Origin of the sequence: Mesorhizobium sp. LSHC420B00 (assembly GCF_000503055.1) — a bacterium.
In the GTDB taxonomy this organism is placed as follows: Bacteria; Pseudomonadota; Alphaproteobacteria; order Rhizobiales; family Rhizobiaceae; genus Mesorhizobium.
In genome coordinates this window covers 463437-475763 of the sequence record NZ_AYVY01000001.1, presented here as the reverse complement: position 1 = coordinate 475763, position 12327 = coordinate 463437, and the positions used below count along the sequence as shown (strand labels likewise).

Sequence of the window (12327 nt, the reverse complement as noted above, 5' to 3'; positions counted from 1 at the left end):
TCCCCTCAGGCGAAGCGAAGTGCAGATTTGGCCTTCGCCTTGGCCGCCACCTCTTCGCGATTGCGCGGATGCTGCGTCGTCTCGAGGCTGTCGAGCAATTCGCGCGCCGAGGCGGCAATGGCCTCGACGGCATGGTCGAACGCATGCTGGTTCTGTTTTGACGGTCGCGTCGTTCCGCTCAGCTTGCGGACAAACTGAAGTGCGGCATCGCGGACCTCGTCATTGGTTGCCGGCGGATCGAAATTGAACAGGGTTTTGATGTTTCTGCACATCGTTCGCAATCTCCTCTCGTCCTGGAGCCGTTTCAAACGGGATGAGTTTTATCCTCAATCATGGTGATGTCCAAAGCCGGCAAGCACAATCGTCGTTCGAGGCCGCCTCAATCCGCGTCCAACGGCTCTGTCCCCACCGGCTTGCCGTCACGCGACAGCCTGATTTTCTCGACCTTGTCCTCGGCCGCCTTCAACAGCCGGTCGCAATGCGCCTTCAGCGCCTCGCCGCGCTCGTAGATGCGGATCGACTGGTCGAGCGGCACGTCGCCGCGCTCCAGATCGTCGACGATCCTCTCTAGCGCGTCGAGCGCCTGCTCGAAGCTCATCGCCTTGACGTCCTCGTTGATCTCACCAGCCATCGTCTATCCCTTCATCAGTCGCCCGACATGGGCGGCGACTGAAAATGCCAATCCCTGCAGATCGTAGCCGCCCTCGAGCAGGCTGACGACCCGATTGCCGCTAAGGCGCCCGGCGCGTTCGAGCAACTGACCGGTCGCCCAGTCGAAATCATCCTCGGTCAGGTTGATCTCGGCCAGCGGATCGCGGTGGTGGGCGTCGAAACCGGCGGAGATGATGATAAGATCGGGCGCAAAATTGTCGAGCGCCGGCAGGATGCGCGACAGAAAGGCGTCGCGGAAAACATCGCTGCCGCTCTGCGGCGCCAGCGGCGCGTTGACGATGTTGCCGGCGCCGGTTTCGCTCACGGCCCCGGTGCCGGGGTAAAGCGGCATCTGGTGCGTCGAGCAATAGAGCACCGACGGATCGTCCCAGAAGATGTCCTGCGTGCCGTTGCCATGATGCACATCCCAGTCGACGACGGCAACGCGGTCGGCGCCATGGTTCTTCTGCGCGTAGCGTGCGGCGATCGCCGCGGTGTTGAACAGGCAAAAACCCATGGAGGTGGTCTTTTCGGCATGATGGCCAGGCGGCCGTGCGGCGACGAAGACATTGTCGGCACGGCCGGTGAAGACGTCGTCAACAGCAGCGTTGGCAGCCCCGATCGCAGTCACGGCCGCCTGCCAGCTCTTTGGGCTGGCGGTGGTATCGGCGTCGATACGGGCGATGCCGGTGTCCGGTATCGCTGTGCGGACACGTTCGACGAATTCGGGCGGATGCGCGTAAAGGATGGTTGCCTCGTCGCCTTCCGGCGCCTGGACGCGATCGAGCGCCGCGAAGGCCTCGTCGTCAAGCACACGCTCTATGGCGCGCAAACGGTCCGGCCGCTCCGGGTGACCGGGCGGGGTTATGTGTTCGAGGAAAATCGGATGGGTGTAAAGTCTCGTGACCATGCCCCGATATAGGCGCGCCTCGACGCTTTGGCCATGTTTTAGCGTCTCGCTGGTGTGATGTTCAACAGGGTTTAAGCGGGCGGGGCCGGCTGGTTCCAGCGCGAGCCGCCAGATTGCTGGAAAGAACAACCTCAGGCCGGTGACTGGTCAATCTCGGGGTGCATCGACGATAGTCGATCAGGCTGGTGCAGCCTGCCGGTGAGATTGAGCAGCCCTTCCAGAAGAACCTTGAACGCCTTCACTGCCTTCTTCGACGTCGCTTCGGGATCGTTCGAATTTGCGATCCACTGCGCCGCATGCAACGAGGCGCCGCTGACCAGCCTTGCCGCGGCTTCGGGATCGACGGCAAGAATGGTCCCCTCGTCGCTCAGTCTTTGCAGGCTCTCCGTCATCGAGCGGATGCATGTGCTCTGGCTTGGCCATTGCGATGGATCGCCGAGCACCGCCGGGCCGTCGCGAAGCACAATACGCTGGATCTCCGGCTCCAGCGCCATCTCAATATAGGCGGTGCATTCGTCGACAAAGCCCTGCCAGAGATTGTCCGGCTTGGCCGAAACGACCTTCAGCCGGGCCGACATTTCGGCGTCGATCTCGGCGATGACCGCCTGGAGAAGGCCCTTCTTGTCGCCGAAGTGATGATAGAGCGCACCGCGCGTCAGCCCGGCCGATGCCGTGAAATCATCCATCGAGGCTTCGGCATAGCCGAGCGTCCCGAAGGCCTGGCGTGCCGCGGCAATCAGCTTGGCGCGGGTCTCGGCAATCATCTCCTTGCGTGGTCTGTGCATGCTCTGGCCCTATTAACATACGCTTCGTACGCCAATTGACATACGCGGCGTATGATCTATTTAAACTCATACGTTACGTATGTAATCGTCGAACCGTTCGTTGTCGAGGAGCCAGACCATGCAAAATCCCTATACCCAGATCTTTCGCGCGCCTGGCGCCATAGGCTTCGCCGCAGCCGGGTTCGTTGCCCGGCTGCCGATGGCCATGGCTCCGATCGGGATCGTTGCGATGCTGTCACAGACTGATGGCGAATACTGGCTGGCCGGCGCTGTCTCCGCGACATATGCGCTTGCCAACGCTTTCGTCGCGCCACAGGTATCGCGACTGGTGGATCGCCTCGGCCNCGCCTCGGCCAGACGCGGATTGTGGTGCCGACCACCGTGATTTCCACGCTCGCTTTCGCGATCCTGATTGCGGCGGCCAATCAGCATTGGCCGATATGGACGCTGTTCGTGTCGTCGCTGCTGGCTGCTGTCATGCCCAGCATCCCGGCAATGGTGCGCGCGCGCTGGACTGAGATCTTCCGCAACCGTCCCGAGCTGAACACCGCGTTCGCCTTTGAATCGGCGGCGGACGAACTGGTCTACATCGCCGGGGCATCGCTGTCGGTGGGGCTGAGCGTCGCGCTTTTCCCGGAAGCGGGAGTGCTCGCGAGCACATTGTTCCTCGCCCTCGGTTCGACGGCTTTCATCCTGCAGCGTTCGACCGAACCGCGAGCCAGACCGGTGGAACATGGTTCGGGCGGTTCGGCAATCCGCCTGCGGCCTGTCCAGATCCTCACCTTGGCCCTGATCTTCATTGGCGCGACCTTTGCAACCACTGAGGTGAGCACGGTGGCGATCACCAAGGAGCTTGGCCAGCCGGGCGCCGCCAGCTTCGTTATCGGCGTCTACGCGCTCGGATCGTTCGTCGTCGGCATCATTATCGGCGCCCTGAACCTGAAAGTGCCGCTGCAAATTCAACTTGCCATCGCAATCGCCATCATTGCGCTTACCACGCTGCCGCTGCTCGTCGCCGACACCGTGCCGCTGCTGGCACTGGCCGTCTTCGTCAGCGGCGTGGCGATCTCGCCGACCTTCATCACGGCATTCGGTCTGATCGAGCGGCGCGTGCCCGAGGCGGTGCTGACCGAAGGCGTGACCTGGGTGATGACCGGCATTGGCATCGGCATGGCGCTCGGCTCATTCGCCGCCGGCTGGGTGGTGGACGCTTTCGGCGCGCAGAACGGATTCTGGGTATCGGTGGCGTCGGGCACAATCGCATTGGTCATCGTGCTTGCCGGCCAGCGCAGCCTTGCCGCGCCAGATTGCGACATTGCAGCCTGCGACGCTGCTGCGGTCGCTGCGGAATAGCTTCCGGTGCGTCCGGCCCGAGGCGGGGGCCGGACGCATACCAGCATCGTGAGAACGGTCTAAAGAATCTCGGTCTTGGCGATGTGGATGCCAAAACCTTCGAGGCCGACATAATGGCGCTCGCGCGAGGCGATCAGATTGATCGAGGAAATGCCGAGATCCTTGAGGATTTGCGCGCCGAGGCCGATCTCGCGCCATTCGTTCTCGCGCCGGCGCGCCTCTTCATGGTCCTCGCGGTCGCCGGCAGCCGGCCGCTTGCGCTCCTGATGGGCGACGCCGACCGACCCTTCGCGCAGATAGACGATGACGCCGCGCTTGCGCTCACCCATCGCCTTCATGATGGCGTCCAGCCTGTGGCTGGTGCCGAAGACGTCACTCACCACGTCCTCGGAATGAAGGCGCACCGGCACCTCGACGCCGTCGCGGATATCGCCGAAGACGACCGCCACGTGATGCATGGAATCCCAGGGCAGCGTATAGGTAAAGACCTGCGCCTTGCCGCCGGGCGTCTCGATGTCGGAACAGGCGACGCGTTCGACCAGCGTTTCCTTGCGTTGCCGGTAGGCGATGAGGTCGGCAACCGAGATCTGCTTCAACCCGTGCTTTTCGGCGAAGGCCTGCACCTGCGGGCCGCGCATCACGGTGCCGTCATCGTTGACCAGCTCGGAAATGACGCCGACCGGCGGCAGGCCGGCGAGCTTGCAAAGGTCGACAGCGGCTTCGGTATGGCCCGAACGCATCAGTACGCCGCCCTCGCGCGCGATCAGCGGAAAGATGTGGCCGGGGCGCACGAAATCGGACGCGCCGACATTGCCATTGGCGAGATTGCGCACCGTCAGCGTGCGGTCGTCCGCCGAAATGCCAGTCGTGGTGCCGTGCTTGAAGTCGACGCTGACGGTAAAGGCAGTGGTGTGGGCAGAATCATTGTCGGCCACCATCGGCGACAGGTTGAGCCGCTTGGCTTCCTCGCGCGGCATCGGCGTGCAGACGATGCCTGACGTGTTGCGGACGATGAACGCCATCTTTTCCGGCGTGCAATGGACGGCGGCGACGATCAGGTCGCCCTCGTTCTCGCGCCCGTCATCGTCCATGACGACGACGATCTCGCCGCGCTCGAAGGCGCGCAGGGCTTCAACGATCTTCTTCTGGTCGTAAGGCATAAGCGCTCGTTTCACTCGCAGGGGAGTAGGGGAATAGGGCAGTACGGCAGTAGGGAAAAGGAAAAAATTGGCTGCTTGGCGTGCACCAACATACTCCCCTACTCCCCTACTCCCCTCCCTGTCTGTCCCCGATGCCGCAGATAATGATCGGCAATGGCGCAGGCAACCATCGCCTCGCCGATCGGCACGGCGCGGATGCCGACGCATGGATCGTGCCGGCCCTTGGTCATGATCTCGACGTCGTTGCCGTCCTTGTCGATCGACTTTCGCGGCGTCAGGATCGACGAGGTCGGCTTGACGGCGAAACGCGCGACGATCGCCTGGCCGGTCGAGATGCCACCGAGGATGCCACCGGCATTGTTGGACAGGAAGACCGGTTTGCCGTCATTGCCCATGCGCATCTCGTCGGCATTCTCCTCGCCGGTGATGCGGGCGGCCTCGAAACCGTTGCCNGACATCAGGCCGGAGGCGATGTCCTGGTCGAGCTTGGCATAGATCGGCGCGCCAAGCCCCGCCGGCACGCCGTCGGCGACGATCTCGATGACCGCACCGACCGAGGAGCCCGCCTTGCGGATACCGTCCAGATATTTGGTGAAGACGGCGACCGACGCCGGATCGGGAGTGAAGAACGGGTTTTCGGCGTCACCGACGAAATTCCAGTTCCAGTTGGCGCGATCGATCGATCTTTCGCCCATCGACACTAGCGCGCCGCGCACCACCATGCCTGGCACGATTTTGCGGGCAAGCGCCCCGGCCGCCACTCGCGCCGCAGTCTCACGCGCCGAGGAGCGACCGCCGCCGCGGTAATCGCGCAGGCCGTATTTGACCTCGTAAGTGTAGTCGGCATGGCCCGGCCGGAACTGGCGGGCGATGTCGCCATAGTCCTTGGAGCGCTGGTCGACATTCTCGATCAGCATCGACACCGGCGTGCCGGTGGTGATCATCGTCTCCCCGTCCTCATCGACAATAAAGCCGGACAGGACCTTGACCTCGTCAGGTTCGCGACGCTGGGTCACAAAACGTGACTGGCCGGGGCGACGCTTGTCAAGTTCGGCCTGGATCTCGTCGCGAGTGAAGCGGATGCCGGGCGGACAGCCATCGACGACACAGCCCAGCGCCGGCCCGTGGCTTTCGCCCCAGGTGGTGACGCGGAAGAGATGGCCGAACGTGTTGTGCGACATGGAACCAGCCCTGCCGGCGTCGGAGCCGGCCTAGCGCATGACCTCGAAAATCGGCGCGATTTTCGGAAAGGATCATGCGCAAAAAAATCAAAAGTGCTACAGCGTTCGTTGCGCGCCCAGGAGGACGCGGCGCTGCAGCTTGCCTTTTATTGGCGTTTTCCACAGTGGTCAAACTGTGATCCGGCGGATTTAGTTTTGACACATTCGATTGGTTTCTGCTCAGTTCCGTTCCGTTGGACCGAGCCGCTGTACCGGCAATGATTAAAGAGGACGATGATGCGTATCCTGATTGGCGCTGTTGCCGCCACGCTGTTGATTTCCACCGCCGCCTTCGCCGGCCAGACCGAAGGCCTGATCAAGAAGGTCGACAAGGACGCGCTGACGCTGACGCTGGACGACGGCAAGTCCTACAAGCTGAACGCCGAAACCGATCTCGATGCGCTGAAACCGGGCATGGACATCGTCCTCGCGTATGACGTGACGAATGGCGAGAACGTCGTCACCGACATGGAACTGCCGGACACCGGATCGACCGAGTAGAGTCTTTTGCGAAGCTTCTTACGCGATGCGTGGGGAGCCGCACAGATATCCAACGGGATTCATTCCGCGTGATAGCAGATGGTTTTCTAGCAGTGGGGCAGACCAATCGAGGCTGCTTGCGCATCGTTGCTCATGTCTTCCTTCTTCGGATCGTTTCCCGGCCAGTACACTCCTTTTATATATTTTCCCGCCAGGTACTTCCGCATTACAAATTCCCGATGCGGTAGAAAGACGAACTTCAAAGCATCCGATATTTCGTACTCACCATCCGTTGATTCGGTGGTGACGTGTTTGTTCTCGAAGGAAATTTGCCAACAGACCTCGCGTTTGAAGTCGTCGGTGAAGCCGCCGTTGCCCGTTCTGGAAAACTGATGGCAACCCGCGCAGGAGAGGGACTGAATCCGCTTTCGGATTTGTTCCGCTGTCAGAGTTCTCGTAGCACCACCTTCGATCTCACCAATGAGGTCGGGATGTCCTTCAGCGTCGAGTATTTTCGCGTAGTCGCCGAGTGAACGATCTTCAGCGTTCATTTCCGCCGCGAGCAGGTGCTCGGGCAGGCTTGGCAACAAATGGAAGCTGTTAATGTTGGAATCAAGCAGAGGACCAGGCGCAGAACCATCGGTGCGAATAGACTTTGCCACTAGCTCAACGAGCTTGTTCGTTGCTTCGGGGTCCGGGGAATTTTTGGAAAAAAGAGTGGGCTCAGGGGAACCTGTTGTACGCGTGGGAAGCAGGCGCATCGAAGGCTTGTCGAAACGGTACTCACGGAGCCCCCATTGTCCCCCATGTAGCTTCGAGTTCGTCCGGATCTGACCGGTGCTTGATTCCGACGCGCCGAGATGGTCGACATGCATGGCCGGAGGCAGCTGAAACGTCGTCGGACCGACCGCATCGCCGTCAACAACGCTGCCGTCCTCCGCGAGCGTTATTCCCTCCAGGAAAAACCTGCGCAGCCAAATCGCGACTTCCTCGTCCGAGAACCGCTTTTCCGAAAGGGATAGCCAGAACTTCTGGATTGCCATGCAGCGCTCCGGCTTCCCCCCATTGGGCATGACTGCCTCGAAGGCGATCAGCATCTCGCCGTGGATTCGATCGGGAGCAGCCGGATTTTCCCAATCCGGATGCTTTCCCGCTATGATGCGAAACTCGCCGCAATCGCCGCCAAGCGAATCACGCAGCAGATCGACCCGATTCACGGCGGCAATGATGATGAATGGAGTTTTGCCAACGCCGAACTCCTTGTAGGGATCCTTGTCCTTGAGCATCCCTTCGGCTCGCGAACAGTCGTAGGAAAACGGCGGGCCACCATTCGGCTGCTTCGGCCGCAGTTCTTCGCATTCGTCGCCAGCAGCCGTTTTCCACCAGTTCCGGAACAGCTCGTTTCGGTCGGCGATCTTGCCCCCGCTCGACGCCACGAGTTGGTCCATCACGGCGGTGAAGGAAATTTTGTTCAGAAGGGCCGCCTTTCGCACGAAAAGCGACCGTCCCCACTCGATGGTGGGAGCGGCGCCAGCGTCGCGCCCAGGTGTCGCTTCAGTATTCGTCGAGCTTTTTCCCGCCAACTTGACACCCAAGCCACGCCGCTCCGGATGGTCTTGAAGCGGCGCCTTACCTTCGCCGGCATCGGGCGCACCTGCGGAAGACAACAACACCGCAAGCCCGACCAGCACTCCACGAACCGGCGCGAGCCGGACTGACCACAGTTGGCGAGAAAGTCGTCTCCAAGCAAAACCCAGACGACCAATATCGTTCATGCCGACCATCCCCTCAAAAAGCTTAATACCGTCTTGAGCCCCGATTAGCGGAAAGGAGATATGTTAAAACGTGAAGCCGATTTTGTCTTCTGGCGGTGTCACGTGAAATTTTCACGAAGCTTTCACGCTGACGATGTGAGTTAATCGCCCTTGCGGGTATTTGACGTTAGCGGTCTACTGCCCGTGCGTGAAGACGCTACCAAAGGAGGGAAGCATGCCGGGACCAGATATCGGTTCACCAGATCGAAAATACCCGCCGATTCAGTTCGGTAGACATGGCGACGAGACAGGTGCCATCTTCAAGGATTACGAGGCTGTCGGGAAGAAGTTGGTCGAATGGGCGCAGCAAGACAGAGACTCTTGGCCCACAACCATCGATGAGTTGCGGGAGGCGTTTAAGGACCTCCTGACGATACCGGACGTCTTCAAGACGCTCACGGTGGTACGGGGCGACGACCATATCGAAGGTAACTACGAGTTTCTCCTGCGGTTGCCACCGAAGGGCCAGGTAACGGAGTCGGAGCAGATCGTCAAAGCTAATGTTGAAGACGACGTCTATCCGCTTCCGGCGCTTTACAAGGATTTCGAGCCGGGCGGACGCGACGAGGACAAGCGCGTGATCACTCAGTTGCGCTTTTTCTATGCGCGGGTTGCCGACTATACGATGCGTGGCTGCCGGTGAGCGAAAAACGGTGGGTGGAACGCTAACCAGCCAGGTCGAGCAACCCGGTCGCCAGAATTCCTGAATGTAGCCTCTCCCGGTCCGCCATCAGGCGGATCGGGAGGCATTGCCAGAACCATTCGAGCGTGGCTTTCGGCGAAGCAGGACCGTCGCCATGCCAGTTGTCCGCGGTACGGCGGAAGAACGCTGCCGCCTCTTCAAGAGCCGCCTCTTTCAAGCCAAGCTCGGCCAGCGCCGCCGCTTTCAAGCCGCCGACAAAGAAGGTCGCATCCTCGGCAAGATCGGCTGCTTCCACCGCGCCCTCGCTGTTGCCGAAGAGAAAGCGAATACAGGCGTGGTAGGCCCAATGAACGGGTTCGGCGCCATATCCTACCCGCAGCGCCCTTTGTGCGATCTCGTCTGCGAGCGCCTTCTCGCCGCAATAGGCAAGGCCCTGCGCACATGAGATCAGCGTCCAAGGATCGTTGTCGTTCATTTTGAGCGTCAGCCCATAGCAATAGATCGCTTGCTCGTACTTTTCGTTCATAAGATAGGACCAGGCCAGAGTGAGCTTGGTCCGGCTATCCATCGGCGCGAGCTTGGAAGCCATGTTTGCAAGTTTGAGGGCCTCCTGTTCCCGCTTTCTATCCCGCATGAGGCCGGGGAAGATGAGATGTCTGCTGTTGAGGATCTGCGCCAGACTGGCATGAGCGGGCGCGAAATCGGGAGCATTCCGTATGATCGACCGGAATATCCCCTCGGACCGGCTCTCGTCGGCCGGACGCCACCGCGAAAGAAGCTCATTACCACGTAGCCAGCGGTCGTAGATGTCGAGATCCATATCGGCGAGGCCCGCCGTCGTGCTCAAACGCTCTGCCGAGATCTGAACATCGAGCGCTGCGGCCAGGTGCCGGACGATCTGCAGTCTGGCGCGATGCCAGTTGCCGATCTCGATCTCCGAGTTCTCGCTCCACATGTAGTGGCCGTCAGACCTGCGACGCAGCAGCACGGCGATGTGCAATTCACCGTCCTCGCCGGTTGCAGTGGCAAGCAAGTCATAGACCTTGCGGCCGCTTGGCGGGAGAGCATCGTCGGAGGCCGAATGCTCCCTCACCGACCAGTCCCGGAACCGTGTCATGGCTGCGATCAATTCGTGGCGGAAGCCATTGATACGGATGGCATGAACCGCCTCGTGCAAGAATGGATGAACCAGGATCAGTGGGGGTTCAGCGCGCGCCTGAGCGGCGATTCCTACACCGTCGAACAGCTGCGCTGCTGCCGGAACAGCGGGGGCGAGTTGCGGGACGTGGCTGGGAGGCGCGGGAAGAGGTTCCGCCGTCTTTATCTCCGCAACCAGCGCCTGGGTTTGCGGTGACGGCTCCATGTCATAGTCGGTGCCGAGCAATTCCCACAGGTCGTTGTAGATGCGAAGCGCTCCCGCCGTGTCGCCACGTGAGGCACGGCACTGCATGAGGATACGGCAGGCTTCCTCATGCGTCGGGTCCAGATTGTGGATGGCGGTGGCGAACCTCTCCCGCTTGGCATCGTTCTGCTCGCGCCGGGCCTGGTCCTGGAGGAGCTTAACGGCCCTGTCGTGGAGATATTCGCGCTGGACCGAGAGCCACATATCGAAGCTGGGATCAATGTCCCTCAAATTGACGAGAAAGCCCCCGAACAGCCGCTTCTGCGTGATCATCACTTCGGGCACGATATTCTGTTCGAGATCGGCGATGTGGGTCGCCGCGTCGCTTGATACATGGATCGGCTGCAACCAAACATTGTTCCGATCGCAGTCGAATATCTGTATTGGAAACTGCTTCGTGTCCTTCTTTATCCCACTGATTAGCTGACGCAGGGAGGTGCGCGCGGCTTCCTCACTGTTTTCGCCCCACAAAAGGCCGGCGAGGCGCTCCCGGCTTTCAATCATGTTCTTGCAAAATGCGAGGTAGGCAAAGAGCGCCTGTGCCTTACGGCTCTTGAAGGTGCAATTCACGGCGCCATGAGACATACGGAAGATGCCAAGCGTCTCAATACGGAAGCTTGGCGTTTCACTGCTCCGCGATGCTGCCCGGCTATATTGGTCCATGGGACTCTGATTACAGCAAACGCCTTACAGTACCGGAATGTTGAAGTTGATGCACCTACCCACGGAGTCGAATTGCAACACGTCGCCTGGGGGAATCTGCTGCAGGCCTGTGGCAAGAGCGCGGGCGACCGGAATGCCAATGCGATCGCGCGTCAGGTCCACGATAAAGGCCGTACAGTCAGCACGGAGGAGTGCCTGGCGCGTATAGTCGAGGAGGAGTAATTCGTCGCTGCCTTCTAAGGACGAACTCTTCGAGCCGACGGGAGCAGCTTTAAGCTTTGGATGATCGGGGGTGACCCGCTGGCTTCGCGCAATATAGGCGAGGTCATCCTGATTGAGCTTCTCGAAACCGTGCACCTGTTGCTTGGCTCGTACCAGATGATGTCCGATTTCCATCTGCACCATCTCTTTCGTTGCGGCGTGGACAGCATCGGCCATGTTTGGCCGTGCTGCGAAACCGCAAGCGAAATCGCTCCCGTCACGAGAAAACGAAAAGGCAGCGATGACCGGAATGTCAACAGCTGCGCGGATATCGACCCAGCCACACGTCCGGGTCGTCTTTCCCGACCGGTATCGGGAGAGCAGGTCCGGGAGTCCGCTATCCCGCAATACATCTTCGCCAATCGCATGCGCCACCTGGTCGCCGTGCCACCATCTCGCGACGGCATCGCGCTCGACTAGTTCCCATATTGCACGGTTTGCCGCCTCTATAAGGGTTCTTCCCGCCGCGACGCCGTTACCGAGCCTGTACGGCAAAACACCATTGCCGCTTGCGCGGCGGACGCAAAGTTCGCCCGGCAAAGCCACCGGTTCCGATGAGCCGACCTGATGCCCGGCTAGCCACAGGCGCTCGCCTCCGGTTTCGGTGACGCCGGCAAGATAGTGATCGAAGGCATCAATGCGCCGACCGGCCGTTTCGGCCCCAGGATTTCGGTCCTCCGGGTACTCGAGCTGGGAAAGATATTCGGCTGCTTCGCCGATGCAGGCTTCGAATGCCCGCTCGGAACGCCAATCGCAGCCCGCGACTCCGACAGGCTGAAAGTCGCGGAACTCCTCGCCGTGTTCATGGGGATGCGCTTGCGCCACATATATCGCGGCACCAGGTGCGTCCGGATGAGGCAGTCGAGTAATAAGACGAAGCTTCGTCGCCAACCGCGCGATCGCTATCCGATTTTCTCGTGATATCGGATCGAGCTCGTGTGGAGTTTCAAGCGAACCCGAAGCAACCGTGGCCACGTGCCCTCCA

Annotated in this window: 11 protein-coding genes and 1 pseudogene; 3 read left to right on the top strand and 9 right to left on the bottom strand. The window is 60.7% G+C overall.

The window, feature by feature from the left end:
* Positions 1-5: 5 nt before the first annotated feature.
* The 4 genes from X760_RS42995 to X760_RS42980 all read right to left on the bottom strand — a co-directional run bounded on the left by X760_RS42995 (position 6) and on the right by X760_RS42980 (position 2346).
* On the bottom strand, positions 6-272 hold the full coding sequence (locus X760_RS42995) for a DUF2277 domain-containing protein (protein WP_023716908.1): 267 nt from the start codon (positions 270-272) through the stop codon (positions 6-8).
* A gap of 107 nt (positions 273-379) precedes the next feature.
* Positions 380-631 carry an exodeoxyribonuclease VII small subunit gene (locus X760_RS42990; RefSeq protein ID WP_023716907.1) on the bottom strand — a complete coding sequence of 84 codons (252 nt, stop codon included), beginning with the start codon at positions 629-631 and terminating at the stop codon, positions 380-382.
* Between the two features lie 3 nt (positions 632-634).
* Positions 635-1561 (bottom strand): histone deacetylase family protein, encoded by a 927-nt coding sequence (locus tag X760_RS42985; RefSeq protein ID WP_023716906.1) that lies wholly within the window; start codon positions 1559-1561, stop codon positions 635-637.
* Positions 1562-1692: 131 nt separating this feature from the next.
* Positions 1693-2346, bottom strand: coding sequence for a TetR/AcrR family transcriptional regulator (locus X760_RS42980; RefSeq protein WP_023716905.1), 654 nt, complete (start codon positions 2344-2346; stop codon positions 1693-1695).
* 118 nt (positions 2347-2464) lie between these two features.
* Here X760_RS42980 and X760_RS42975 point away from each other — a divergent pair.
* A pseudogene (locus X760_RS42975) lies at positions 2465-3699 on the top strand (MFS transporter).
* Positions 3700-3758: 59 nt separating this feature from the next.
* On the opposite strand, the gene ribB reads toward X760_RS42975, so the two are convergent.
* Both ribB and aroC read right to left on the bottom strand, forming a co-directional pair.
* A complete protein-coding gene (gene ribB, locus X760_RS42970; RefSeq protein ID WP_023716904.1) occupies positions 3759-4859 on the bottom strand; it encodes a 3,4-dihydroxy-2-butanone-4-phosphate synthase in 1101 nt (366 codons plus the stop codon).
* A 98-nt stretch (positions 4860-4957) separates the two neighbouring features.
* Positions 4958-6040: a chorismate synthase gene (aroC, locus tag X760_RS42965; RefSeq protein ID WP_023716903.1), complete on the bottom strand. Its 1083-nt coding sequence runs from the start codon at positions 6038-6040 to the stop codon at positions 4958-4960.
* A gap of 276 nt (positions 6041-6316) precedes the next feature.
* On the opposite strand from aroC, the gene X760_RS42960 reads away from it, so the two are divergent.
* Positions 6317-6580 (top strand): DUF1344 domain-containing protein, encoded by a 264-nt coding sequence (locus X760_RS42960; protein ID WP_023716902.1) that lies wholly within the window; start codon positions 6317-6319, stop codon positions 6578-6580.
* A gap of 86 nt (positions 6581-6666) precedes the next feature.
* Here the strand turns inward: X760_RS42960 and X760_RS42955 are convergent, their stop codons facing one another.
* The gene (locus X760_RS42955) at positions 6667-8334 is read right to left on the bottom strand and encodes a hypothetical protein (RefSeq protein WP_156948000.1); all 1668 of its coding nucleotides are present in this window, start codon (positions 8332-8334) and stop codon (positions 6667-6669) included.
* Positions 8335-8548: 214 nt separating this feature from the next.
* Between X760_RS42955 and X760_RS42950 the strand changes: the two genes are divergently transcribed.
* A complete protein-coding gene (locus X760_RS42950) occupies positions 8549-9016 on the top strand; it encodes a hypothetical protein (protein ID WP_031193363.1) in 468 nt (155 codons plus the stop codon).
* A gap of 22 nt (positions 9017-9038) precedes the next feature.
* Here the strand turns inward: X760_RS42950 and X760_RS42945 are convergent, their stop codons facing one another.
* The gene (locus X760_RS42945; RefSeq protein WP_084642385.1) at positions 9039-11081 is read right to left on the bottom strand and encodes a BTAD domain-containing putative transcriptional regulator; all 2043 of its coding nucleotides are present in this window, start codon (positions 11079-11081) and stop codon (positions 9039-9041) included.
* A 24-nt stretch (positions 11082-11105) separates the two neighbouring features.
* Entirely contained in the window at positions 11106-12317 is a 1212-nt protein-coding gene (locus tag X760_RS74250) for a YcaO-like family protein (RefSeq protein WP_198030448.1), read from the bottom strand.
* Positions 12318-12327: the final 10 nt, after the last annotated feature.

Bases quoted from the DNA above. Each gene is read 5' to 3' on its own strand.
- X760_RS42995 (WP_023716908.1), bottom strand. From the start codon at position 272: ATGTGCAGAAACATCAAAACCCTGTTCAATTTCGATCCGCCGGCAACC.
- X760_RS42990 (WP_023716907.1), bottom strand. From the start codon at position 631: ATGGCTGGTGAGATCAACGAGGACGTCAAGGCGATGAGCTTCGAGCAG.
- X760_RS42985 (WP_023716906.1), bottom strand. From the start codon at position 1,561: ATGGTCACGAGACTTTACACCCATCCGATTTTCCTCGAACACATAACC.
- X760_RS42980 (WP_023716905.1), bottom strand. From the start codon at position 2,346: ATGCACAGACCACGCAAGGAGATGATTGCCGAGACCCGCGCCAAGCTG.
- ribB (WP_023716904.1), bottom strand. From the start codon at position 4,859: ATGCCTTACGACCAGAAGAAGATCGTTGAAGCCCTGCGCGCCTTCGAG.
- X760_RS42960 (WP_023716902.1), top strand. From the start codon at position 6,317: ATGCGTATCCTGATTGGCGCTGTTGCCGCCACGCTGTTGATTTCCACC.
- X760_RS42955 (WP_156948000.1), bottom strand. From the start codon at position 8,334: ATGAACGATATTGGTCGTCTGGGTTTTGCTTGGAGACGACTTTCTCGC.
- X760_RS42950 (WP_031193363.1), top strand. From the start codon at position 8,549: ATGCCGGGACCAGATATCGGTTCACCAGATCGAAAATACCCGCCGATT.
- X760_RS42945 (WP_084642385.1), bottom strand. From the start codon at position 11,081: ATGGACCAATATAGCCGGGCAGCATCGCGGAGCAGTGAAACGCCAAGC.